Source organism: Sphingobacterium nematocida, assembly GCF_900168125.1.
GTDB lineage: Bacteria > Bacteroidota > Bacteroidia > Sphingobacteriales > Sphingobacteriaceae > Sphingobacterium > Sphingobacterium nematocida.
This window is the reverse complement of record NZ_FUZF01000017.1, coordinates 26771-53441: the sequence shown is the minus strand read 5'-3', so window position 1 is coordinate 53441 and position 26671 is coordinate 26771. Positions and strand designations below refer to the sequence as shown.

Annotated in this window: 21 protein-coding genes; 14 read left to right on the top strand and 7 right to left on the bottom strand. The window is 40.8% G+C overall.

The window, feature by feature from the left end; translation table 11 throughout:
* Positions 1-289: 289 nt before the first annotated feature.
* From B5X76_RS16550 to B5X76_RS16535, 4 genes are read left to right on the top strand one after another with little or no spacing between them, the layout of a single operon-like run.
* Positions 290-835 (top strand): sigma-70 family RNA polymerase sigma factor, encoded by a 546-nt coding sequence (locus tag B5X76_RS16550; RefSeq protein ID WP_079644927.1) that lies wholly within the window; start codon positions 290-292, stop codon positions 833-835.
* 32 nt (positions 836-867) lie between these two features.
* Positions 868-1890 (top strand): FecR family protein, encoded by a 1023-nt coding sequence (locus tag B5X76_RS16545; protein ID WP_079644822.1) that lies wholly within the window; start codon positions 868-870, stop codon positions 1888-1890.
* Positions 1891-1912: 22 nt separating this feature from the next.
* Positions 1913-5263, top strand: a complete 3351-nt coding sequence (locus B5X76_RS16540; RefSeq protein WP_079644820.1) for a SusC/RagA family TonB-linked outer membrane protein — start codon at positions 1913-1915, stop codon at positions 5261-5263.
* A 20-nt stretch (positions 5264-5283) separates the two neighbouring features.
* On the top strand, positions 5284-6792 hold the full coding sequence (locus B5X76_RS16535; protein WP_079644925.1) for a SusD/RagB family nutrient-binding outer membrane lipoprotein: 1509 nt from the start codon (positions 5284-5286) through the stop codon (positions 6790-6792).
* A 106-nt stretch (positions 6793-6898) separates the two neighbouring features.
* Here B5X76_RS16535 and B5X76_RS16530 read toward each other — a convergent pair whose 3' ends face one another.
* The 3 genes from B5X76_RS16530 to B5X76_RS21760 all read right to left on the bottom strand — a co-directional run bounded on the left by B5X76_RS16530 (position 6899) and on the right by B5X76_RS21760 (position 8609).
* On the bottom strand, positions 6899-7732 hold the full coding sequence (locus B5X76_RS16530; RefSeq protein ID WP_139375363.1) for a hypothetical protein: 834 nt from the start codon (positions 7730-7732) through the stop codon (positions 6899-6901).
* A gap of 309 nt (positions 7733-8041) precedes the next feature.
* A complete protein-coding gene (locus B5X76_RS16525; protein WP_079644817.1) occupies positions 8042-8335 on the bottom strand; it encodes a hypothetical protein in 294 nt (97 codons plus the stop codon).
* Positions 8310-8609 (bottom strand): hypothetical protein, encoded by a 300-nt coding sequence (locus tag B5X76_RS21760; protein WP_139375362.1) that lies wholly within the window; start codon positions 8607-8609, stop codon positions 8310-8312. The genes B5X76_RS16525 and B5X76_RS21760 overlap by 26 nt, the downstream gene beginning before the upstream one ends.
* A gap of 102 nt (positions 8610-8711) precedes the next feature.
* On the opposite strand from B5X76_RS21760, the gene B5X76_RS22050 reads away from it, so the two are divergent.
* The 4 genes from B5X76_RS22050 to B5X76_RS16515 all read left to right on the top strand — a co-directional run bounded on the left by B5X76_RS22050 (position 8712) and on the right by B5X76_RS16515 (position 10686).
* Entirely contained in the window at positions 8712-9044 is a 333-nt protein-coding gene (locus B5X76_RS22050; protein ID WP_176141116.1) for a hypothetical protein, read from the top strand.
* On the top strand, positions 8968-9942 hold the full coding sequence (locus B5X76_RS16520; RefSeq protein ID WP_176141115.1) for a helix-turn-helix transcriptional regulator: 975 nt from the start codon (positions 8968-8970) through the stop codon (positions 9940-9942). Before B5X76_RS22050 ends, B5X76_RS16520 begins: the two co-directional genes overlap by 77 nt.
* A gap of 107 nt (positions 9943-10049) precedes the next feature.
* Positions 10050-10250 (top strand): hypothetical protein, encoded by a 201-nt coding sequence (locus B5X76_RS21755; RefSeq protein ID WP_139375361.1) that lies wholly within the window; start codon positions 10050-10052, stop codon positions 10248-10250.
* 199 nt (positions 10251-10449) lie between these two features.
* Positions 10450-10686 carry a hypothetical protein gene (locus B5X76_RS16515; RefSeq protein ID WP_079644814.1) on the top strand — a complete coding sequence of 79 codons (237 nt, stop codon included), beginning with the start codon at positions 10450-10452 and terminating at the stop codon, positions 10684-10686.
* A 70-nt stretch (positions 10687-10756) separates the two neighbouring features.
* Here the strand turns inward: B5X76_RS16515 and B5X76_RS16510 are convergent, their stop codons facing one another.
* Genes B5X76_RS16510 through B5X76_RS16500 form a run of 3 tightly spaced genes read right to left on the bottom strand, consistent with a single transcriptional unit; the run spans position 10757 to position 16956 of the window.
* Positions 10757-12016 (bottom strand): TlpA family protein disulfide reductase, encoded by a 1260-nt coding sequence (locus B5X76_RS16510; protein ID WP_079644812.1) that lies wholly within the window; start codon positions 12014-12016, stop codon positions 10757-10759.
* A 27-nt stretch (positions 12017-12043) separates the two neighbouring features.
* Complete coding sequence (locus tag B5X76_RS16505; protein WP_079644810.1) at positions 12044-13399, bottom strand: RagB/SusD family nutrient uptake outer membrane protein; 1356 nt, start codon at positions 13397-13399, stop codon at positions 12044-12046.
* 11 nt (positions 13400-13410) lie between these two features.
* A complete protein-coding gene (locus B5X76_RS16500; protein WP_176141114.1) occupies positions 13411-16956 on the bottom strand; it encodes a SusC/RagA family TonB-linked outer membrane protein in 3546 nt (1181 codons plus the stop codon).
* 631 nt (positions 16957-17587) lie between these two features.
* Here B5X76_RS16500 and B5X76_RS16490 point away from each other — a divergent pair.
* Together B5X76_RS16490 and B5X76_RS16485 are read left to right on the top strand one after the other, a co-directional pair.
* Positions 17588-18097 carry a helix-turn-helix domain-containing protein gene (locus B5X76_RS16490; protein ID WP_079644804.1) on the top strand — a complete coding sequence of 170 codons (510 nt, stop codon included), beginning with the start codon at positions 17588-17590 and terminating at the stop codon, positions 18095-18097.
* Positions 18098-18510: 413 nt separating this feature from the next.
* Positions 18511-19344: a DUF1835 domain-containing protein gene (locus B5X76_RS16485; protein WP_079644803.1), complete on the top strand. Its 834-nt coding sequence runs from the start codon at positions 18511-18513 to the stop codon at positions 19342-19344.
* 37 nt (positions 19345-19381) lie between these two features.
* Here B5X76_RS16485 and B5X76_RS16480 read toward each other — a convergent pair whose 3' ends face one another.
* Entirely contained in the window at positions 19382-19912 is a 531-nt protein-coding gene (locus tag B5X76_RS16480) for an STM3941 family protein (RefSeq protein ID WP_079644801.1), read from the bottom strand.
* 709 nt (positions 19913-20621) lie between these two features.
* Between B5X76_RS16480 and B5X76_RS16470 the strand changes: the two genes are divergently transcribed.
* From B5X76_RS16470 to B5X76_RS16455, 4 genes are all read left to right on the top strand, one after another.
* Entirely contained in the window at positions 20622-21242 is a 621-nt protein-coding gene (locus tag B5X76_RS16470; protein WP_079644797.1) for a hypothetical protein, read from the top strand.
* A 249-nt stretch (positions 21243-21491) separates the two neighbouring features.
* Positions 21492-22031: an RNA polymerase sigma factor gene (locus B5X76_RS16465; RefSeq protein ID WP_176141113.1), complete on the top strand. Its 540-nt coding sequence runs from the start codon at positions 21492-21494 to the stop codon at positions 22029-22031.
* A gap of 61 nt (positions 22032-22092) precedes the next feature.
* Complete coding sequence (locus tag B5X76_RS16460) at positions 22093-23187, top strand: FecR family protein (RefSeq protein WP_079644793.1); 1095 nt, start codon at positions 22093-22095, stop codon at positions 23185-23187.
* A 180-nt stretch (positions 23188-23367) separates the two neighbouring features.
* On the top strand, positions 23368-26655 hold the full coding sequence (locus B5X76_RS16455; RefSeq protein WP_176141112.1) for a TonB-dependent receptor: 3288 nt from the start codon (positions 23368-23370) through the stop codon (positions 26653-26655).
* Positions 26656-26671 lie beyond the last annotated feature (16 nt).

Below are 26671 nucleotides of genomic sequence, written 5' to 3'. Positions count from 1 at the left end.
CAACATCACTCTATTTAACATAATTAAATTTATTAACACAACACAACTCCTTTTCCCTCTTTTGATGGACACATGACTGAAAGAGATATGGGTAGCGAAAGATACTATGGTAGAAATGTGAGTTGAGCCTTTTCTATTCAGTTGAAATAAAATAAAATTTTAACCTTTTAACTTTTAATTACTAACTTAACATACCAATTCACACAAACTTCATATAAACTTAACAGGTGTGCGTCATCTAAAAACAGCTTTAATGGCTAATTTCGGCAAACATTCGATGTCTAAAAACATGAGTGAACACGACGCTATAACACCAGTTGCTTTTCAAGAACTATTTCTGGTCTGGAACAGGAAGATCTATCATTACGCCCTATCCAAAACCGCATCAACTTATATTGCAGAAGAAACCGTACAACGGGTATTTATAAAGCTGTGGAACAATCTCTATCACAAAAAGCTTGATATCAAAATTGAAACCCAGCTTTTTTGTATCGCCAAAAGTGTACTGCTGGACATTGTCAAAGAAGAACGCCGTCGGCGTACGCATACCCTTGAATCCGATTTACCGATCAGTTACGACCATACTCCATTAGAGGTATATCGGGTCAAAGAACTCGAACAACACTTAGAGCATGTTATCAATCGGATGCCTAAAGCAAGAAGAACAATATTCCGGATGAGTCGTTTTGAAAACCTGAGCTACAAAGAGATTGCGCAGCAACTCTCCATTTCGCCCAAGACGGTAGAAAACCATATTTCTCTTGCTCTTCAAACCCTAAGACGAGCTTTCTATCACTTTCTTACCCTACTCATTATTATTTTTATTTTCTTTTAGGGGTATTTGCTTTTTGCGTCGTATTCATTACGATGAAAATAACCAAACTACTCGTAGATCGCTATTTAAAGGGGGAATGTACCACTGCCGAAGCTTCAGCTATCGAAAGTCTGTTGGAGCAGGATCCCACAGCACTCGACGATTTTTTCCCCGAAGAGGAATGGGAAAATAGTCCGATAGACAACTCCTACGAAGGTCAAGATGATGCCTATGAACGCTTAGCACGACAGATTCGTCCAAAGGCCGGAATTCCGATGTTATATATTCGTGTAGCGGCCAGTATGGCAGCTATATTCCTAATTGTCTTCGGTATCTACAAATACCAATATACGCCAGCTACGCCTCAGTCTGAACCTACATTATTAACCGTCCAAAATAATCCAGAGTTATCGACGGCCAATCTTTACTATATCAACTCAGGCTATGAAAACATGGTCCTCACGGCTAGCGATGGCACCACAATCACCCTGTATCCGCAGTCAGAAGTTCGCTATGCCGAAGACTTCAATCTACTCTCTGAACGAACAATACACCTAAAGGGTCGTGCCAAATTTGAAGTCGCCAAAGACAAAACCAAGCCTTTCCGCGTCCTATCCAAGGGCATTGTAACCACTGCATTAGGCACTATATTTATTGTAGATGAATTCACCTCCGCCGAAACCCGTGTTCAGTTGCTCGAGGGTGTAATCCAGGTAACGTCCAAACGCAAAGTAGATTCCAGTGCTGTCGTAAAAACTTTTAAACCGATGGAAGAAGTCACTATCAATCATCAGCAGGGTCAGATCATTCAAGAGAAAAAAATAAACAATTCTAAAGAAAATCGTGAAGCCTATTTTGTTCGGCAATCACATCGTCTACAATTTAAGAATCTTGCGTTACAAGATGTCGTCAGCATATTGAATCAAAACTATGGCATAGACCTACAATACCCTACCCAGAGTCTCGATGGCAAGTATTACAGTGGTACATTTCGAGAATCTAATGACGTATACCAAGATATTATCAAAGAAATAAACTACTTACACCATACTAACATTACGTACACCAAAAAGTAATAAACATTAAAAACAACTAAATATGAACAAGTATTTACCAAACAAGAAGCAACTACTTACCCTGCTTCACCTCCAGTTAAAAAGCCCTGGTCTCCATTGGAAACTCCGATTAGGCCTATTGGGAATGGTCAGTGTCTGCAGTCACGTGACGATGGCCCAATCGACAGCAACTGTCAGCGGTGTGGTCCGCGATAGCAAAGGCGCAAGTTTGGCTTCGGTTACCGTAACCATAGAAAACCCCTCCACCTCATTCCGTCAAGCTACCACCACCAAAGAAGACGGTACATTTAGCTTTGACCGTATCCCTGAGGGACAGGGGTACAATATCAAGCTCAATTCGCTAGGTTTCAAACCCAAAACATTGAGCAATTATAACATTAGTGCCAAAGATAAAGTTGCCATTTCCATCACACTTGATCAAGAAGCAGAAGATCTTGAAGAGGTAGTGGTTACTGCTCTTGGTATCAAACGAGACAAAAAAGCATTAGGTTATACCGTTGCCGAGTTAAAGGGAGACGAACTAACCCAAGGTAAAGAAAGCAACGTTGCCAATGCATTATCCGGAAAAGTAGCAGGTGTACAGGTAAGCCGCGCGGCATCGGGAGCAGGAGGATCAGCCAAAGTGGTCATTCGTGGCAATAACTCATTGATCGGCAATAGCCAGCCCTTATACGTGGTTGATGGGGTACCTATTGACAATCAGAACAATTCTGCCCCGAGTCAATCCGGAGGAACCGACTATGGCGATGGTATCGGCAATATCAATCCTGACGATATCGAGAGTATGTCTGTGTTAAAAGGACCCAACGCAGCTGCATTATACGGCCAGCGCGGTAGCAATGGTGTAATACTAATCACAACAAAATCAGGAAAAGCAGGTAAGACTTCTTTTCAGTTCAACAGCGATTACGCTATTGGAAATGCATTGGTTCTTCCAGATTTTCAAAACGAATATGGTCAGGGGCTCAATGGTACATTTACCCATTTTCGAAAAGACGACGGTACCATCGTGCCGATGAGCCAGGCAATAGCCAATAATTTTGCAGGTACGCCCAAGATGTCGGCCGGACGTGACCGCACCACTCGAGCGAGCTGGGGAGCACGTATGGAAGGCCAAACTTACGAAGACATGTATGGCAATATTCTACAGCTCAACCCAGAACCGGACACCTACCAAACATTTTTTCAGACCGAAAAACAACGGGTCAACAACCTCAGTGTAGATGGCGGCAATGAAAAACTAAATTACCGTTTCTCTTTTGCCAACACCAATGTAGATGGCTATATACCGACCAATACCTTGAATCGCAACAATTTTGGTCTACGTACCCAAGGTAAGATTACAGATAAATTTCATATCGACATCAAAGCCAACTACATTATGCAACAAGCTGAAAATAGACCCACACTATCGGATGCATCCGATAACCCGGCGTATCTATTTATCAGTCAACCCCGTAGTTTAGGAAACAACATCGCATCGCAGTACAAATGGACGGCCAATGAGGTAACCCGTCAACTTGGGTTTTCAGGCATATACGAAGGCTTAGAAAAAACCTACGCGACCAACAGCTCTACAGCCAATCCTTTTTGGACGATCAACGAAAACCACAACGAAGACCGCAGAGACCGTATTATCGGTATGCTCCGTCTCAGTTACGATTTCTATCCTTGGCTTAAACTTTCTGCTACTGGAGGTACCGACTTCTATACCGATCAGCGTTTTCGCTACCGTCCGATTAACACCTATCAAAGTTTGAATAAGAAGGGTGATATGCGCGAAGAAGTATTACGCTCGCGCGAAGACAATTACGATATCTTGGCGAGCTCAAATTTCTCGGCCACAGATGATATCAAGTTAAGCTTTAACCTCGGAGCCAGTCATCAAAGTCGCTATTTCCGTATGACGGGCAATACGGGTAATCAATTTGTCGTACCCGACCTATTCGTTATAAACAACACCACTACAAATTCCTATTTATTTGATCTGGTCGAGTCTCAGATCAACTCCGCATACCTTTCGGGCCAATTTGGCTTCCGAGACTACTGGTTTGTTGACTTCTCGGCGCGCAATGACTGGTCTTCAACATTATCCAAAGACAACAATTCTTTTTTCTACCCATCGGTGAGCAGTAGTTTAGTTCTTACTGATGCCTTTAAGTGGCGTTCGTCTGTTTTATCTTACGCCAAGATCCGTGGATCGTGGGCACAGGCCGGCAGCTCAGGAAATCCCTACCAGTTGACAGGCGCCTACTCCCTTAATCAATTCACACACGGTGGTATCCCTATGGCCTCCTATACCGAGATTATACCAGATCCAAATCTTAAAAATGAGCTTACGACCTCTATCGAAGCCGGTTTAGACCTACGTATGCTGCAGAACAGATTGTCATTCTCCTTTACTTACTATCAAGCACGTACCAAAAACCAAATTTTGGATGTGCCGATTTCACCTTCCAGTTTATATATTAAAAACCGTATAAATGCAGGTGAAATATCCAATAAGGGTTTTGAGTTTGTCATTAGTGGTACACCTATCAAAACAGCTGATTTTGAATGGACAAGCCAGTTCAACTTTAATCGCAACCGCAATAAAGTAGAGTCGCTGTATCCAGGTGTAGATGTATTCCTATTGGGGACCGATAGAGGTATCAATGTGGTTGCTGAGGTTGGCAAGCCCTTTGGCCAGCTAAAAGGCACTCAGTTTGCCTGGATCAAAGACGATCAGGGCAATCGTCTAATCGATCCAAACACAGGATTACCATTGCGTACCACAGGACGGGTAGAAACAGACCTAGGCAATGCACAACCGGATTGGATCGGCGGATTTGGCAATACATTCAACTATAAAGGGATCAGTCTATATGCCCTTGTAGATATCCGTCAAGGTGGGATTATCTTCTCCCAATCAAACCGCGAACAGATAATATATGGTACCAGCAAAAAGACTCTTGAAGGGCGGGATGGCACATACGTAGCTGACGGAATGGTAGCAGTAGCCGACGGAAACGGACAATGGAGCAGTACCGGAGTTAAGAATAGCAAACAGGTTACGGCGCAGGATTACTGGAATATGGTAGCTAGCGACAAAGAAGTAATGGTTTCTGAAGAGATGATCAATGATATGAGTTATATCGCTATGCGTGAGATTGCGCTATCCTATAGCCTCCCAAAGAAATGGATGCCACATCATGTAGTACGCAATATCAAAGTCGGATTTTACGGTCGTAACCTCTTCTATTTCCAACGCAAGACAGATGGCTTCTCGCCCGAATCTGCTGCATTTAATGTACATAACTCATCTATCGGTATCGAGTCAACCTCACTACCTATGATGCGTAATTTCGGTATTAATCTTAACATCGGTCTATAATCCATAAAATGATAATCAAAATGAAAACACATATCATCAAAAATATTCTTTTTTTCGGTATAGGCTCCTCCATCATCCTGAGCAACAGTTCCTGTACCAAAGATTTCGAGCGTATTAATACGCCACCTACCTCGGTCACTACCGTGGATCCAGCGTTGTTATTGTCCCGTATCCTCCGCGATGGCACCTTCCAAGAGTCGGGCGAACTTCCAAACAACAAGTTTGGATCTTGGGTACAGCATTGGGCCGGCGGTCCCGTAGTCCCTGTATCGCGTTACTTTGAAGGACCAGAAAACCTGATATGGAGCCAGCACTTCCAATTGCTGCGCAACATTATCCAGATCAAGCAAGAGCTCAAAGGCTTAGAAAATGATCCGGCAGGTCGCAGCAAGCTAGCTATTGCCGAGATATACGAAGTTTACCTCTACCAACGCCTTACCGATCTTTTCGGTGACGTTCCGTTCTCCGAGGTTACACAAAACAGTAGTGCGATAAACCGTACACCAAAATTTGACAAGCAAGAAGATATCTATCCCGCATTAGTGCAACGGTTGGATCAATCATTAGCCAAGTTAACGGCTGCTGACGCCAGCTACGGTACAGCAGACTTTTTCTATGGAGGCAATATCGATAAGTGGAAAAAATTTGGTAATTCACTTAAACTACGTATTGGTATGCGCATGAGATACGCCAACGCAGGCCTAGCTCAAGAAACTGTAGTCTCTGCCCTATCATCCAGTTACGGGTTGCTGTCGAGCAATGCCGATAATGCCGCAGTAGCTACTTTCAACAACGCGCAGGCCGAAAATCAAAACCCGATTTTACGACAGTTTACGACTGGTAGTGCCGATCTCCGCTATTTAGCTAATACCCTGGTCGACAAGCTCAAGGCCTACGACGACGCTCGTCTTCCTATATTAGCCCACCCCGTTACTGTTGGTGGAACCACCACCTATCAGGGCATCGGTGTCGCTCTTACAGATAATCAGCTCTCACAGCTGATCCGTGCAAACTACTCTACAGCCAATCGAAATACTTGGTTTAGTCTGACCTTTGCTCCCATTCCAAGCTATGCGCTGACCTATTCAGACATCTGCTTTTACAAAGCTGAAGCAGCACTCTTGGGCTGGGGCGCGACCAATAGTCAGGCCCATGGTTTATTTGTTGATGGGGTGAAGGCAGCCTTTGCATTGCCTCCTTACAACCTTACGACACTATCTACTGCCTATGAGCAAAATACATTGAGCTTCACCAATCTCAATGATACGCAAAAGATGGAAAAGATAGGCACACAAAAGTGGATACATTTATTTGGGCGCAATATGGAGGCATTTGCAGAATGGCGTAGAACAGGTTATCCTCAACTTACCCCTGGACCGAATCCTGGATCTACCAATGGGCAAATCCCGAGACGCGGCATCTACTCCAGCGAAGAAGCCGAGTTGAACCAAACAAATTACAAAGAAGCCGTAAGTCGTATGAGCAACGGCGACTCATTCCTATCCAAAGTATGGTGGGATAAAAGATAAAAGACAGTATAACTATAACAAAGCGCTTCCGAAATGTGGAAGCGCTTTAAAAGTACTAGATCCATCTATCCTAAAATTAGACTAAATGGATCTATTTTTTTTACTCTTATTTCAAAGTAATTCTCTTAGCCAAAGTCTTTAATGCCCCTTTATATGAATCTAAACTACCCATAAACGGTTTTCGAGTATCGGAGAATAGCTGTCTTCCATTAGAGTCATAGATCGACAGTTGTACTTTTGTATCATATGAAGTAGTCGTGTAAGAATTATTGGAATTCACTACTGTTCCTTTAGTTTTATTATCCTTATTTTTATCGTTATAGGTTCCAACAGAAGACCCGAAACTGGAAGTTCCTTTATTTTCTATATCATACATACCAAAAACAACATACCCCACCCCGAGTAATTTTGCCAACTCCGCGGGGGTATGGTTAGCTATATCAACCATAGCAATTCCGGCCTTCGCTAATAATGAATTGGTAGTCCGCAGATCCTGTATCTGGAACGAAAAAGGTCTTGAGGCCAAGGCCTCTACACAGGATTGTTGGATTTCACGACGCATTCCATCTGTAGTAAGCGACTGATCGTTACTTACGATCTCAAATGGTACGACAGCTAGTAAATTATTTGTTGAGATACTCGCATTGTTAACGGAAGATGCGGTCATTACCCCCTCTCCACTGGCAGCAACATTATTGAAGACTTCTTCTCTACCATTGGCAAATTGTATTTTGCTTATACCCTGTTTCTTTAATTCATATTGCACTTCCTCACCAGGGTAGGAAAACTTCACAATATCATCCCCGACAGAGATTACCTTTCCCTTTTTTTGACTTCCGTCCAAAAGATAGATTACATCTTGTTTTTCTTGTGCAAATGAGGGTGATATCACAACAAAAACCAACATTAGACAAGTCACTATTTTAAATAAAGTTTTCATTTTCGTTATCTTGTTTTATTAAATCTATTAACCGCATATTTCGTATACCTAGACTTGCAGTCACTGTCGAATCCAATAATTATACAAATAATCACAAAAAATTGTTTTCGTAAGAATCTGTAAAACTGCATTTCTATGTTAAAAATCTTGCCATTTCTTTGTTTTTTTTAAACGGTTAAACCATCGTATGCATACAAACTATTTCGTGATATCAACAGCTAAACTAGGCACATATCCTAAAAAATATAAAGTAATGGAAAAACATGGAACGGAATGGAACTAAACGGAACAGCCCGTTCCAACGATAGGTTATAAAAAGCCATTTTGTTCCTGAATATTGCAGTCGGCTTCGGTAAGTGATGTGCTTCGCTTGCAGATTGCATCGGGACATAGTATCCCCTGCCTATCCCCTTGTTCGACTGGGCTTCGACAACCCTTCGAGTCGGCTTCGACTCCCAGTCGAACAACAGTCGAAGCCGACTCGAACAGCACCCGAACACCTCCCGAAGCTGTCCCGAACCAGTCCCGAAGCAGTCCCGAAGCAGTGTCGAAGCAGTGTCGAATAACAGCCGAAGAACTATCGAATAACAGTCGAACAAGCATTTTCCCATAGCGATGGTAAGAAAACACCAAGGAGAAAACAGTGGAGTCTATGATGGAAATCGCACAGTCCATGGATAAGTCCGACTTCTCCACGCTCGACAAATCCGCGGAGATAAGCTACCAGTCCATTGAGTTTGCGCGCGACCCTGTGCGCAAATAACACACGTCCAGGGCGCTTCGTCTCCTCCAGTGCACGTAATAGGCCAAAACGGAGGTACATTTTCGTGTACCTCGGCACTTTTGCTCCTTCAAACCCATTATAATCGAAAGACACAGTTTTTAATTTTGAACGAACAAATTACACATATAAAAATCAAACCGAGTGCCACGATCTCATCCACATCAGAACAAATACCCATAAATAAACAAAACTCATATGAAGCAGAATTTTAACAATCCAGAATTTGCCAACACGCAGGCCAATGTACTGAACCTACTGCCTGCCGTGAGGCTGCTCGGACCCAATCGCATACGCACCGCTATAGACGGATGGATACTGGACACCCAATTCATCCCTATTCCGCCGGCGTTCATCCCTAAAAAGCACCTTTTCATCCCACAATTAGTCGCCAAAAGCTCCCTAAATTATATTCGTATCTGGGATGAGGTATTTCCTTATTCCAACAACAGTTATGATACGAAGCCTCATTGTCCAGCCCCAGCGCTACTACCCCCATGCCCGCGAGAGTCGCGAACTACCGCGAGGTAGCAGCTATCGTATGGCCTATGGCGAGGCCAAGAGCTGGTATATCGATGACAGCTGGTGCTGTATCCAATGGTACAAGAGCAAGTACATCCTGCCCTACTGCATTGAGGTCGAGGCCAAGGAGCCCCTGTACCTACCGGTATCGATCAGGCATCCCGATATACACTGGCAGTATATGCTACAGGGCGGTTACGGCATTGATGAAGTAGCAGATCAAGGACTCCTGCTGCCCGAGGACTATCAGCATCAGGTCTATGCCGCTTGTGGAGACTTCTTGAGCTATGTCCCCCCAGGTCGCCACCTTATCGTGGGGTACAATATCGTGACCGACTGGCTCGACAAACATCGTGATACCCAGATACCCTCGGCAACGGATATGTCCCAGATCCTGCTACCAAATCGCCTATACCGTAGTACGCCAGCGCCCATCACGCCCGAGATGCTTACCGAGCTCTATTACATATTAGAGCAGCCCAATATAAAAGGCATCCAACAGGATACCAATATCTATGGGGCTGTGGGGCGCTTGCAGAGCGCCCACGATCGACAAAAAGCAGGCATGAACCCAGCTCCGCGAGGTATAGAAGAAACAATAAAAGCGGTACGTCAATATATCAATGGCTTAGTGGACAATGAGAAGGAAATCCCTTCAATAGCTCGAATCGCCGATCTATACCATATCGACAAAGATCATTTGAGTAAAATGCATAAAAAGTTCTATCAGCAGCAAAGCCTACAAGGATACATTAACGACAAAAGACTAGAACGTGCCGCCCTACTCCTCCGAGCTGGTATACCCGTTGTGACAGTGACTTACCGACTACGCTATCATGACATCCCAGCGTTTAGCAATGCGTTTCTAAAAAAATACGGCCTACGTCCCAGCGAGTACCCTATATGAATGTACATCTGCCCTGCACACGGATTTTTACAACCTATTTTCCGGACTCTTACAACAATCACCCTCCACATCGTCTCTATCTTTGCTAAAGACAATAACAGAAAAAAATGACAGCAGTAGCGACATATCATCCATCAGGTACAGCACAAGCAGGCAGACACAGCGCCTTGCGGATAGCCTCCGTAGCTATAGGCCATCCCTCATGGGGGCAGACCTACCCTATGCCGTGCTTAGGTGGTAGAAATCGAAGCTTTTGCTACCGGCCACTATTCAAACGGATACGGCGTAGATTCGCGGTATACCCGTGAGGCGGTAAGACATTAACGAGATGACCAATAAGGAGTCCTGACGTCATCTTTGGCAAAGTCCTCGGGAGAGGCAAAGAAAGGGCCTATGACTGATCCGAAAAATTGGACGCAATGAGATCGGTTATAACTGTGAGATCTTAAGTTAACAGCCAGTGGATACGGAGCAATTCATAAATTTAAGTAACGTAATTTCAATATTATGGCACTAAAATGGTTTCACTATACAGGTTCTGATCCAGCTAGCCCGAGCGATTACACGCTCTATGGATCATCTGCACCTTCGGATTGTTCGACTCCGCGTCAGCAACTTTGCGCAATCCAGGCAGAAGAAGATAGCAATTCAGAACCTGTTCTCGATACTGCTATTGCATTAGAAATGGTGCAGGCATTGCAGAATCAGACGAATACCGCGAACGTGTTTTTAAAACGACGTTAAGCGGTTTGGCATCTTGTCAAATCAAATAAAATTAAAGGGTATGGTGATGAGCCATACCCTTCTGCTGTTATCAATCCACCTCTTCAATTAAAAGAACTTCTATTTCCCTTTCTTCAACATCACCTCTTATACCATAGACGGCCAATTGCTTATTCAGATCATCCAAAGTTTCGTAGGTACCGAGACGTATTTTTATATCCTTATTTACCTCATCCACCGCAGGTGGGAACTTGTTTACGTAATCCAGAAAACTAACTAGCACCGTAGTCCCCATATATGTCATTTTACCCCCAGCGTCTTTTTCAATGTAATTCACTACAGGACAGTTTTTTAACACTAAACAGGGCATCCGTTTCGTACTTTTATAAGCCCTTACACCGTAGAGATTTACAAAATCGTTCAAGATAATACGGGCCTGTATAGAATCAGGGCGATTTTTTTTATCATAACGTTCATAAGAAACTGCATTGTCCAAAAGCCATACATCACTAGGTTGTTCCGAAAAATTCTCATACTTGGTGGAATCTTTTACCTTCCAAATCACGCGATCAAATCTTGGGACATAACTTTCTTTAATTTTAGCTTTAGATGCTAAGCTTAACAGTGCTCCATACATACTGGCATTATATAGCGAACTCTTATACAATCCCGTCAACGTATCCTGATCGAATTGCCACGGTTGATAATCAACCCCCTCTTGATATCCCGAAAATATCACCCCGGCAGTCAGTCCTATATTTCCGTCACCTAGTTTTGCCAACATCTCGCCCTTTCCAAAGTCATCTTTAAGCGGCAGTGTAATCTGCCCTTGACGATGGAGTTTGAGTATATTCTCTTTATTAACGAACCCATCTTTGGTGATAGCCTGTACCTTTCCTTTATATAATAGTACGGAATGAGGAATCGTTAAGTGAGGAAATAAGTCTTTTAGATAATCGTCACTATGTATAACCGGAAGATTGACATTATGCTCCTTAAGGTAACCGTTCTTTTTAAAAAAATCGATCATCGTTCGCTTATCCTGTACTGTAACCACCAGCACCTTAAATTTGCCTTCAAGCTCTTTTTCCAGTTCCTGCAGATGTGGCATGATCTGTATACAGGTACCACAGGTTGTGGCAAAAAAATCCAGCAACACAACTTTGTCTTCCAATGCATTCCAGTCTATCTTACTTTCACTGCCACGTATGAGCTTCACCGATTTTGGGGGTACAAAAGTATCACCAACCTGCAAAGCTTTAGACAGATCTACAGCACTACTCTTCTGTGCATAGGCTAAAAAGCAGCACATACTATAAACCCAGATTATAAAAATTTTAAAATACTTCATTTTCTATCATTTATTATTAAGATTCAATTATCGTTTATTTTGCGCTAAGCTACTTAGCTCCAGCACCGTTTCGGATATCCGGTAAGCGTATCGGAGGTCATTCGGAGGAAGTGTATATATTTTGTCTGCAACGATGCGCTTTAAGGTAGTTTGAAAACTAGTATCAGTGTTCAATCGCTTTAAATCAGTCCATCGTCTGCCGCGAAATACCAATTCTTTACGCCTTTCGTCCAGTATAAGCCGTAGTAACTTATTACCATCAGACTCTGATACCGGCACATATGCCACATTTTTATCCCATCTGGATTTAAGAAGCGTATTAATAGCGTCTCGTGCTTCAGCTAATTTACCTAAGCGACTGGCGGTCTCCGCCTTAATCAGGTATAACTCACTGGTCGTAATCCCGAAAAATAAGGTATTGCTCTGATCGTAGCTTCCCTTATAATATTGAGAATTTACAGGGTTGTTATTGGATTTAAAAAACGCCTTCTTACGTAAATCGTCATTGGCGTATGCTCGATACAACAAGGTATCTATTAATGCCGTAGTGGCGGCCATGGGGGTTGCTACTGTAGCCAGAGCAGGAAATAAGACCTCCGTATTGAATCGGGGAATTGGAAAATTGGACGAGACGGAAAGCGTGTTAAAATTCAAGAGATCCGGCCTTAAGACCAGACACGAATCTGCATAACGATATCCCTGTTCGTAATTTCCCATATCCAGATAAACGCGGGCAAGTGCTGCATAGGCTGAAGCTTTGTGCGGTCTTCCCTTTGCGATTTCTACGATGGGGAGATTGGCGATGGCTATATTTAAATCGGCAATTATCTGATCATAGCTTTCCTTTAGCGACGCACGTTTTGACGTTTCGTCCACATCCGGTGTCAACCTTAAGGGGATACCAAGCTCCTTTGATGCTTTATCGGACTCGTAAGCGGGGCAGTGTACACCCAGCAATTGATGAAAAGCAAATGCACGATAAAAGTGTGCACCTCCTAGGATGCGCCTGAACTCATCCGATGTCTTGTCCTGCAACTGCTGATTCAGGACATCCAGTACCTGATTAGCGATGTACACCACTTTGTACGGACGCTGCCATTGTATAGCATCTGTATAAGGTTCGTCTGCCCATACATAAGCCATACGTTGCTCATAGTTGGACACTGCTTCCCATCGCTGCACAGTAAGGTAGTAATCATCTGCCCCGATCTCTCCCAATACGGGATAACCTGTATTCATGGTGGCATAGTCATTGAGCAACAGATCAGCATCCATCAGTGTCTTGGGCACCACCAGTTTTATATCAGGCTTCTTATCTAAAAATTCAGCACACGAACTGCATAGCAGAACGATAAATATATGGAGTATGTTTACGTATCTCATATCAATTGTTATTAGAAGTTAAAACTAAGACCAAAGGACGTCATCAACGGGTCTGGATACCATTTGCCAAACTCTGGGTCGATACCATGCTTATTGGCTTTCCAGATGGTTCCTAAATTCTGCAAGTAAGCGTATACACGCAGATCCTTCATTCCATAGCGGGCCATTTGCGGAACCCGAAGGTTCATCTGTATATCGCGTAATTTAATATGGCCTGCATTCTCGACCAATGCAGACGAACTTCTGTAAAAATCGCTTCCCATACTATTATTTGGATAGGTAAAAGCCGGAACCACGGTCGTCAGCTCATCCCCTGGCATCTGCCAGCGGTACTGGTAATCCCTATGTCCAAATTTGAGATCCAAAAATTCGGAATTAATAAATGAAGATCTTATCATTTTATGTCCTAATTGATAGGAAATATTCCATGAAAGTTCCAACAATTTGTAACGCACACTATTGCGCCAAGACCCGAAATAAACGGGTATCTGCGAACCGTGATTTACCAAAGTTTCAACCTTGCCACCCGTAATGGCCGAATAGTTTTTTGAAACTTCGCCATTCAGGTATCCCATAGGGGTTCCCTCCTCCGGATCAAGCCCAGCCCAACTATAGCTTAGCAAGCTGAAAAGGTTCATTCCTTCGATAGGTGTTTGAAGAACAGATAAGGGTTTGCTCACATTGTTGCGTGCTATATTATTCGCTAAAAATGCCTTTGTCACCATGGTCTTTGATGTAGAAAAAACTAGATTCGAGTTCCACAGCCAATTACTATTGGACACTGGCTTCGCATGGAGCGATACATCCCATCCTCTGGTATCCAGATTTGCCGTATTGATCCGCATAGAGAGAAAACCTGTCGTGGGGTCGATGCGCCCCGCAGCAATTAAATCTGTGGGTGTTTTCCGATAGTATTCAACACTCCCACTCAGCACATTATTCTTTATTCCGAAATCTAGTCCTAGATTAAGATTACCTACGCGTTCCCATCTCAGCTGTGGATTGGGCGGGGTACTCATTTCTGCATAGTTCTCACCCGTGATCGTATTCGGCCGTGGCGAAAGGTAAATAATCGGATAAGCGGACACTCCAGTATTTACATTTCCGTTATATCCGTAGGTGATTCTCAATTTTAACAATGAAAAAAGGTTTTCATCGATAAAAGATTCTTTGGACAATACCCATGCACCACCTACAGACCAAAAAGGTTGCCCCTTGTCATTGGTCTTGACACCAAATAAATTGGAAGCATCTTTACGAGCGGAGCCACTGATAATATATCGCTTATTGTGTGTATAAGCACCATTAATATAATAAGACACAAAACGATTGTGTAAATCCTGATAAAAATTATTGTCAGGGAGTTTATCTGTTCCGAAGAGACCATTCAAGACCGGGACCGTTTTGCCGTGTGCCATAGACTGGAAAGAACCTGTCTCGGGATCAAACCCTTCATATTGTACCGTACGGAAATCTTTCTCCATAGCACGAATGTCAAAACCTCCAAATAAACTTAGGTCATGTATGTCCCATTGCCTTTCAAAGGTGGAAGTTAGCCTGCTATGGTGCACGCGACTATTCCAGAGACGCTCTCCATAGTAATCTCCCTTTGGTATGTTCCAGGTTACTTCCTCCAGATTCCAACTGGCGAAGTCATTCAATCTACTCCGCTGTACATTACTCGCTATGCCGTACCAGTCCTCTATAGGGTTGAGATTGCGCTGATACGCATACAGTCCCGTAATACTCAAGCCAAAGGGTAAAATATACGTCGCCGAAAAATTCGCCATCATGTCCCTATTGAGCTGCGTTTGTCTTGTCTGATGAATCTCCTCGAGTGGTATATAATCCCAGCTCATCAAACGACCAGCTGCCACGGTATCCCTAAATGCATGGCTAAACCCAGGCATATCGACCGTTATAGGCCTGCCCTCTGGATCTGCGAACTGCATGTAAGGCCAGTTGGAAACACCATTTGCTAGCCCATTGTATGCTGCTGACCTGAAGCTAGAGTTTTTCTTGGACTCTGTATACGTAATCCCAAAATTGATCGACAACCTATCGGTGGCCTTTATCTGTGTATTGGACTGTAGGTTCCACCTGTTGTACCTAGAGTTAACCAACTCTTCTAGGTTTTTGTCAAAACCAATTCCTATAGATGTATTTACCTTATCCCCACCCGCATTCAGTCGAAGGCTATATTGTTGATTTACACTTTCGCGATAGATATACTTTAAAAAATCATCCCGTATGTCGAGACCTCTCAACTGATCGAGCTGTGCATCGAGCTCCCCTTTTGTAATAATATGTTTGCGCTCTTGGTCCATCATCTTGATAATAGGTTCGGGATTACTCGCCCAGTCATCTAGATCCCAATCGAATCTTCCTGCGTTAAAGAGTTCCTGTATCAAATCTATGTAATCCGTCGTACGCATCTGTGGCATGTAATAGAGATCAGGTTTTTGTTTTATGCTGATGTTGCTATTTACCGATAGATTGGCTCTCTCATTAAACTTTGCTCGCTTTGTTGTAATCACAATCACACCATTACCGGCACGGGCTCCCCATATGGATGCCGCGGCTGCGTCTTTTAGCACAGTCACATTCTCAATATCATTCGGATTAATATTATTAAAAGTACCATAGCCGAGATCCCCAAATCTATTTTCGTAGGGAATACCATCTATTACTACCAATGGCCATGCTTCAGACATCAATGTACTCTGACCTCTGATATTCATATTGAGAAGGTCTCCCCTATTGTTGGGCCTATATTTTATAGTAGCCAGCCCCGGCACCACATCTTCTAACCGGCTTAAAAAGTCCGTAGACACCTTTCTGTTAAATAATGCAGAGTCTATAAACTCAAAGCTCCCCGTAGCTCTTTCTTTCGGTATCTTCTGGTATCCTGTAGATACCACTTCCACCTCTTCGATAAGCTTTTCATTAGCTTGTAGCGCGATATTCAGTAATGTAGACGTATTCTCATAGGCAACCCGTTGCTCTTTGTATCCGATGTGTTTTATAATTAATACTCCAGTAGGCTTATCTACGCTGATCGTAAACCTCCCCTCCTTATCCGTGCGCGCATGGCTCTTATCTACAGAAACCGAAGCCCCTTCTATCGGCTTACCGTCTTGAAGAGATGAAACCACACCTCTTAGTGCATTCTGGCTTAGGCCTTTGGTCCCGAGTTGACCACCGAAGTCAATTCGGGACAAATCTCGGGAACCTTGAGCCACCGCTTGCGCGTACGCAAGCGAACTAAACAACACACAGAAAATCATTAATAAAGTCGTAGGCTTAAATCTTTGGGTTAACATGGCCTTTGGATGCACAGCCGTTAAGAATTTTGAATCAGGCGACGTATAAAATCTCAAACTGTCTGATCCCGATTTATCGGGAGAGTTTTTGAGATTTAGACGACTGGTTCTAAATTTAGGCGAGTGTTCAACGCCTTGATTTTTTGTATCCTTTTTCATCAAGTAAAAAGGAGAAGCCTCTCGCGGCTCGAGCGAGAAAGACATACCTCTCCCACCCCTAAAAATTTCTCTCATTTTTAAGTTCATTAGATGTGACCTAATGAGGGCGGGTCAAAGCGTTTTTTCTATCAACAACCTACACGTACCTAATCCTCGATCAGGCCACACTGTTTTAAATAAAAAATTAACTGAATGAAATCGAGGAAATGCCTTTGCGGTTTACAATTGGGATTATTAGGTTATCTAATTGGCACATACAACGATCTAAGTCATAAATAATAACTTTTAAATCCTTTGGAATTAAGGAGGGCGTTTAATCTTTCTTTTGCTTTTTTTCTTTATCATAACTCACTTTCATTTGGGTATCAAAGCGAGTCTCCTAGAGAAAAACAGGGACAGTCCTGTGTTCCATGGCCGATTCCAGAAAATTTTGAGCCCAGAGCAGCACATGAAACAGCAAGACCCGTCCCTGAAAATGTAAAAATATACATTTTTTTAAAAAGTTCTGGGTTTACCTTGCCGTCTTCATCCCTGGGCTCAATCATGGAATCTGAAGACTCTTATATATAACTTGGACTACATTATCCTACCTTCCTGTTTTACATATCATTAAATAATTGATTTCCATCACAAATATAAACAAACAATTTCAAAATGAATAATATTTTATACAAAATGTCACCATTTAAGTTTTTCCATTTGTATTATGGAATTAACAATAGAAGTTTTACAACCGAATATTATAGAAATCCGAGATGCAACAGGATTAAGTCAAGAGAGTTTCGCTCTACTTTGTGAATTTTCAAGGGCTACTTTAACCAACATCGAGAATGGTAAATTTCTTCCTTCAACTACTACGTTAAATAAAATATCAAGTTTCACCACCATTGGTCTAGAGAAAATAACAAAAAGAGACTTTATCCCACCTATTAACTTACGAGAGAAACTACAAAAGAAATACTCCAACGACCCAACAAAATCGGTATTGTTGGAACATGCGCCATCTGTCCCTTATATAATTAAATACAGATTACTTAAAACTACTTTTCTAGACTCTTTTCGGGAAAGATTAGAGATCTTAACATATATTAAGACCAAGTATGGATGGGAAGTAAATCCTAACACATTAACTACTAACTTAAAAAGGTTAAATAACGAATTGATAATAAAACCAAATCCTAAGCACGATAAAGGGTATGTATATAAAAAGTTATAAGTTTGCTAAAGTCCTAGAAATAGGAACAAAAGACTATGACCATATATAAGCAAATATTGCCTCCCTTCGTAATATTAAGAAAATGTCATTAGAGTTATTAGCAACTGAACTCAATATGTCATTAGAAGAATTACAAGAGATTGAGCTAGGAAAGTGACAGATATTTCGTTAAGTAAGCTAACTAAAATTGCTAATTATTTTAATTGTCCATTGCAGCAACTATTAGACTTACAAACTGTCAGATTAAATTTTAACTACTTCAACTAAAGAATCGCATCAAATCTCCGATAAAGATATTTGTTACTGGAATTGTTTTCCTCTCTCTTAAGGCATTAGAGTTGTCCTAAAACGGGGAAATCCACAAAACGGGGAACGATTCAAACGAAGTAAATCAAACAAGAGAAAGAAGAATAATGAAAAAAGACATCCATATTGTATTTGGTTTTATCGGAAGGGCTATATTATCTGGGAGTAATTATATAGATACTGAAAAAGATGAAATCCTATGTTTTGCCGATCCGCTAAATATTGGTCCTCTCTGTGATCTCAATCGGCCCCTCCATCTAACCCAAAGAAAGAAATGGCTGGACAAAGTAATAGGCCCTTTCTACCTGGATGACAACGTACATTTTATAGATGATAGCATCAATAGCTTAAAGAAGTTGATAAAATCAATAGATAGCTATAATAGTATATACCTATGGCTTGGAAATGTAGATAATGAAAAGCTTACCGCCGCATGGCTACTGTATCATCTACAACTGTCCGACATACCTGTTTTTAAAGTAAATTTTGATCGAATCGTATATAAAAATAAGACTGGAAATATGGTCAAAGGTTCTAGTTTGAGTATGATCGACCAGGCTGTTATATCTAAAATCGACTGGCCTATTGAGCTTATGAGTGAAGAAGCCAGGCGGGATATGGTTTTATTGTGGGAACAAATACGTGATGACGGATATGTGATCCATACATTGGACAAAGATGGCAAACTCATAAACTCGGAAGAATCCTATTTTGACAACTATTTATTAGACGAGTGTTCTAGAGAACCCGTGCGCTCTTCATGGATAGTGGCCCATGTACTTTGTAAAATTTGGGATGATCATGGAGTGAACTGTACTATCGGGGATGGATTTCTTTTTCACAGATTGAACCAGCTAGGTAAAGAGGGTTTGATCGAAATAACCGAAAGAAATGATGAACCAAATAGGGCCAATAATATATTTACGGTCCGAAAGGTATAATAGCTAAGAAGTATGAGGGTGAAACATGAGGGAAGTGTTAAAGTAGTTTATCTGATATTTTCTTATTCTTCTTGTACCCTTCTCTTATCCAGTTTTCCAGTTCATCGAAACTACACTCTAATAAACCAGCTGATATTGAAATTGGCGTACCAAAAGAGCCAGCATTAACTTTTAACCACCAAGATTTTAGCTTCCCAAAACGGGACAAATATTCTTCAGGATTTTTCACATCAATGAGTAAAAAACGTGTAGCATTAATTTTGCCTGTTCTAATACTGGTAATATCGTCCCATTCAATCAATCCTACACTAACTAAACTAGAATTGTCTAATAAACCTTTGCTATCTATTGAAACTCCTTCACCTTTGAAGAAAATTTGAATTAATGCGACCGTAAAGACAAAAGAAAGGACAAGAGTTAATGCCCCAATGGCCATAGCTAATCGAGGACTTTTAAAAAAATTCGATACTTCCTCCGGATGTAGCAATGTAAATACCCCTAGGAAACATAAAAAAAATGTTGTCAAAAAATATAATACTATCTTCTTCTTCGATAAACTTATTTTCATATCATTTCATTAAACCAAAGTTGTGAACTGTAGTCCTCCTCTGCTAGTCCTGCTTTATAAACAGGACTATAAAAATACAGAAAACTCTCTTGTGTCTTTTATTCTTTCTAATCATTTCCCCGTGCTAGTCCTGCTTTGTAAGTCGGACTAAAAAATCGGCGATAGGGAGTAGTATCTACTTCACATCTTTCCAAAGATATCACGCTTTCAAATCCAGCTAGGGATGCCATAGAAACTTTAACCCTTAGCAGGACTTGAATTCATAGATGGCTCTTTTTCTCTGTCTCTAAACCAAATAAAAAAGTAACATATACAAAGCATCGCTATTAGAGCTACGGAAAGCACTAATAATCGGTCGTTAATATATACTTTGCTTCTAAAAAAAGGGAAAAGTAACGGTATAAGGCCTGATAAAGAAGAGAATAGCTTGGGCTGCAATTGCCAAAACCCAAAGATGACATATCCTATTATAAAAAAGAATAGGCCGAATATTAGAAAAGCTATTTGGGATAGCAGCAAATATATCGTATCAGTACCAATGAATACATACCAAATCGGAAAGAGAATTATCCAAAAAATAACACACTGGGTTATAAATAGTTTCAATGCTGCTATAAACATACTAATACCTGTTTGTTGTTAATGCCTATCAGTAACAAAGGTAACCTCAAGAAATTTTAATTATATTAGTTACATAATTATAGCATTTATGAAAAATATCTTTCTCCTTCTAATTGTATTTACCTCGACACATGCATTTGCCCAAACGGTAAATGAAAGCTGGTCAAGGAAATTTACACCTGTTAAAGTAAGTCAGAGCAGAGACAGTTCCTTAAAGGTAGTTATGATTAAGAACGACAACCAAGAACGGCAGCCTGCCTGCTTTATTAATGGTATGTTTATAAAAAATATAGGGCTTATTAAACCTGAACAAATAGAAAGTATCAACGTAGTAAAGAGAGATACCTTAATCGGATCGCAAAAATACTTGGGCCAAATTTATATAACGACGAAGGGTGACTATACACCTAAATTTATATCGCTAGCAGAACTGAAATATAAATATACAAGCTTTAAAGAAATACCTGTGGTATTTACTATAGACGCAGATGTAATAAATTCTGATGAAGAGAGCTATCTTGTTGATGAAAACAATTTGTTAACGATAATTGTCGACACACTGAAAACCAATAAAGATACAGTAAAGATAGGGCTGATAAAATTATTGACAAAAACAAAAAAGAATATAGATAGCAGAAATAATATTATGATCCGGGGCGAAGATATTGAACTAGGGAGCGCGGGCTTTTTAATGGAAACTTCGAAATGAATGATTTTTGAACGGTTGATCCAAAGAATCTTCGTTAATAATAAACGCTTCGGTTTGTACTAGTTCTATATGCATATTCAAGTCTCCTTCAAGATAATTGAGATCTAATAGTGAATCAAATATATTGTACGTACCATGATAAAAGAATCATCCTTTTGCAAATCTAGAACAACACAGTATTAATGATAATTTATGTATGTTTGCTATGTATACCGATTAAAATCAAAAAGCAAACAAAATCTGCGTCTAATGAAGAATCATGATGTTTTGGACTTCTCAACACTCTATAAGGAGCATTGGGAACGTTTATTTAAACAAATCATCCGTATCCTCCCTGATGAAGAGGATGCTTGTGATGTCGTTCAACAGACCTTCGTCGATTTATGGGAAATACGAGACAAAATTCATGAAATTAAATCGGTACAGTCGTTTTTGTTTATCATGGCGCGAAACATTGCATTCAAACGATTGAAACGATCGCTCCGAGACGAGGCTTATTTTGACCATTACCTGAATAGAAAAAGTGAATTGACAGAGGTGGTAGATGAATGGCTATTTTATAAAGAGATGAACTCGATGCTCAATCATGAGATAGAACAACTACCGTCTAAAATGAAAGAAATGTTTGTGCTAAGTAGGTTGGAAGGTCTTAGTTACGTAGAAATTGCCGAACGACTGGGTAAATCTGATAAAACGGTAAAGAAGCAGATTAGTAATGCTATAAAAATTCTAAAACTAAAATTAGGTCTCAAATACTCCCTCCCTTTTTTAGCTATTCTGCTATTTTAATTTTTTTCTACTACCAAATGGTTTTTAGATGCTCTTATTAATATAGCACAATTAGAACCTTATGAGTAAAAGAGATAAAATCAGAAAAATCCTTGAAGACTATTCTAATGATAGACTTACGGAAAGTGAGCAGAGAAAAATTGAACATCTGATCATCAAACATGCTGATAAATCTGGTTGGAAATGGCGCGATGAGGCTCATAGGCTGCAACTGGAAGAGCGAATCATAGATGGTATCGAACAGCAAATAGGCGGCTCAAAATCAAAAAAGATACGCTGGTCATTTTACATCGGTAGTGCAGCTGCAATTCTCTTACTTTCCTTTGCCTCATTGTGGATGTACAAAGCTGGATCTACGGAGGAGAACATGATCATACTGGCAAAAGCCAAGGACTTACCTTCCGAACAGATACTCATTAAAGAGTCTAACGGTTCGTCTTTTGAACTAGCGACTGAAATAACGGAGTTGGATTTGCGAACCAAAGCGCAGCGCAACATACAACAATCAAAAGAGAATGTCGTAACCAGCATACAAATACCACAACAAAAGCAATTGAATCTGACACTGATAGATGGAACTAAGGTGTGGCTAAATGCCGGTGCACGATTAGAGTTTTCTTCGAAATTCGACAAGCAGCCAACCAGGGTTGTAAAACTAGAGGGAGAAGCTTTTTTTGATGTAGTATCTAACAGTAAGCAACCTTTTGTGGTGGAGGTTTACAATTCGAACATCTTGGTCACTGGCACTCAGTTTAACCTCAGATCTTATGAAAAAGAAGCTTTAGTAGAAACTGCACTTGTAGAAGGACAAATCGCATTCAATGCTAACAATAGATCCCACAAATTGCTACCGGGGCGAAAGATAAGCGCACAGTTAAACAAAAATACGATCGAGGAAGTAGATTTTGATATTGCCAGTGAGACATCTTGGAAAGAAGGGTATTTTACATTCAACCAAACGGATCTGTATGATGTAATGACACAGGTATCTAAGTGGTACAATATCACCGTAAAAGCCAATAGGTATATTAATAAAGTTAAAATCGGGGGTACTTTCCCGAGAGATCTTCCACTTACTGAGTTGCTAAAAGACCTGTCTATGCTGAGCGGGGTAGAATTTAAAACTGAAGGAAAGGAGGTGATTTTAATAAGATAAACCAATTATCAATTATGGAAAAATCAGGAATGCTACCAACATTCCTGATCGCATGCCAGTAATAGCATGGGTCTAAACATAAGCTATTTCGATCTTAAATTTTTAAACCTAAAACAAATGTATAAAAATTATATTGCAAATGAGGGCGCCATAACCCGTCCTCTCTTTAAAGTGTTTATTATGCTTAAATTCATAATAGTGCTCCTTATCTTGTGCAGTACGCAGCTTAACGCCAATATAAAAGCACAAAATATTAACCTGAACATGAAGTCTGCTTATTTAAAGGAAGCTATAACAATAATCGGCAAACAGAGTGGCTATCATTTTCTTTATCTCGAAGATGATCTAAAAGTAATAGGCAAAGTCTCCATAAAACTGAAGAACTCTGATATAAAAACTGCACTGTATGAAGTATTGCTGAAAAATGGACTGGAATACTCAGTTTCAGGAAATAGAATATTGATAGAGAAAAGCAAGCATTCAAAAAGCCGCATGTCCAACACTAAAGATATCATAGAACAACAGAAGAAGGTTCAAGGAAAAGTAATGGATAAAAATGGACAGCCTTTGGCTGGGGTTACGATACGCTCCTCGAGCGGTGAATCTACCTCTAGCAACGGTCTGGGAGAGTTTTCCATTTCATGTCGTAAAGCGGACAAATTGACACTAGAATTCTTGGGATATGAGAACTATTCGCTCGTAGTAGGTGATGGAAATAACTACCAAGTTACCATGGTGGAAACTATCGATCAACTAGACGAGGTGGTCGTCGTAGGATATGGGACTCAAAAGCGATCCAGTCTTTCTGGGGCAATCACTGAAGTAAAAGGAGAAGAGCTAACCCGAAGACCGGTGTCCAGTGTACAACAGGCACTACAAGGTCAGACCAGTGGGCTCACGGTATTGGATATCGGTGGTGCACCTGGAAAAAATAATCCTACAATGCGGGTCCGTGGTGTAACTACTATTGGTAACAATAACCCACTGGTAATCGTAGACGGAATTGAACAATCAATGAACTATCTAAATCCGAACGATATAGAAACGATTTCTTTACTGAAAGATGCAGCTTCTACTGCGATATATGGTTCAAGAGCTGCTAATGGTGTATTGCTAGTAACGACCAAAAGAGCGAAAGATAGCGGCAAGATTGATTTTCAGTACGACGGTTTCTATGCATTGCAAAGCGCTATAAATAAGCCTGAACATATGGATGTGCGCAAATACATGGAAATGCAAAATCAAGCATATATAAACGTAGGATCTAAAGCTAAATATACTACTGAGGATATAGACAACTATGTAAATACTACCGATAGACTAAAATATCCCCTACCTAACACTTGGTTTGACACTATGTTTAAGTCCGCTCCTCAGATAAACAACAACATAGCTGTGAGTGGTGGTAATGAGCAATTGAGAGGTAGATTTAGTTTTAGGCAACAAGATCAACAAGGAATCATAAAAAATATGGATGCTCAATTGTACGATTTTCGGACTAATATAGATTTTAACATACTCGAGAACATTAAGCTATCTTCTGACCTCAACTATAGATATTCTAAAAATCGTGGACCAGCAGATCAATTTAATGTATTTAACATCATGCTACACGCCTCGCAATGGACGGTACCTCAATATCCCGACGGCACCTATGGTGTGAGTCCGCAAGGCAGAAGCCCCATGGTAGAGAATGAACTAGGAGGCTACAATAGGCAAGCAGAAGATTTTATCTTGGGTAACTTTAAAGCTGAATGGAAAATCATTGATGGGCTGACGGCAACTGGACAATTTGGGATGAGAAATATGTTGGCTGCAAGTAAAAATTACCTAAATAAATACGAAGTAAGGGATTATTATGATCCTACATTAATACGCGTAAATGTACCTATCAATAACCTTACAGAAACAAGAGGAAGCATAAAGGAATATACATTCAATGGATTAGTGAACTATCAAAAGAAACTGGGAGATATACATGATATAAATGCGTTATTGGGCTACTCACAGATTCAAAATAAGACAAACAATATCAATGCCTTCAGACAGGTCTTTTATAATAATGATATTCAGTCAATAGGTCAAGGTGCTAACGACGCGACCAAGAATAATGGAGGAGGCGATACGGAATGGGCTCTCCAATCCTACTTTGGACGAGTAAACTATGGATATGCTAATAAATACCTCTTTGAAGCAAACGGAAGATTTGATGGTTCTTCAAGATTTACAGGCGATAAGACGTATAGTTTCTTTCCTTCGTTTTCTGCTGCTTGGAGACTTTCTCAAGAGAATTTCTGGGCTAGCTTGAGCGACGCTGTTCAAGAGTTCAAAATAAGAGGTTCGTGGGGTAAAGTAGGTAATCAAGCGGTAGATTTGTACAGCTACTATACGACTCTGAATGTAGTCAACTACGCATTTGGGGACAAACCAGCCGCTGGCTATACACAGTCGAAAATCGCTGACCCAAACATCACATGGGAAACAACGATACAATCTAATATCGGTTTTGAAAGTTCTTTCTGGAGGAATAGACTAACACTGGGGATCGATTATTACAAAAAAAGAACAGAAGGGATTTTATTGGTACTACCGATACCCGGGGTAATGGGTTTAACGCCTTCTGCTCAAAATGCTGGCGTCGTAGAGAATAAGGGATTTGAATTTGTAGTGGGCTATAGACAGGAGGTAAACGATTGGCGGTATAATGGTAATTTGAACTTTAATATCAACAAAAATAAGGTTGTTAACCTTGCTGGTACAGGGCCATATATATCAGGAAGTAACGTAGAACCTATGTTTATCACTGGAGAAGGCTATCCTATCAGCGGCTTTTGGGGATACCAAACTGCCGGTCTATTTCAATCGGCTGAGGAATTAGGATCGTATCCTAAAATCGGTACTTCCACACAAATGGGAGATGTTAAATATATTGACAGTGATGGTAATGGAACAATAAACGCAGATGATATGACCTTCTTGGGCAACTCATTCCCTACTTACACCTACGGTGCTTCGCTATCTGTTGGATACAAAAACTTTGACCTTAATGTATTATTCCAAGGAGCCGCAGATGTATCCACAAGGTTATCGGGCGCATTGGCTGAAATGGGAAATCAAGAAGGATTCACGCATAAGATATATACGGACAATTATTGGACCCCCGAAAATACAAACGCTCGTTTTCCTAGACCAACAAAATTTAATCTCCTAAACATCCAATCCTCGGATAGAATGCTTATCGACGGTTCTTACCTCCGGATGAAAAATATTCAGTTGCAATATAGTATTCCGAATAGCTGGCTTGGCAACAGCAAGTTGAAAAACATTAAGTGTTATGTATCGGGAACAAACCTACTCACCTTCTCAAAACTAAATGAATGGAACCTGGATCCAGAAACACCTCCCGGCAGGGCAAACTATTATCCGCAAACCGCATTGTACACTTTTGGAGTGAAACTAGGTCTTTAATAAAATCGAATCAGAC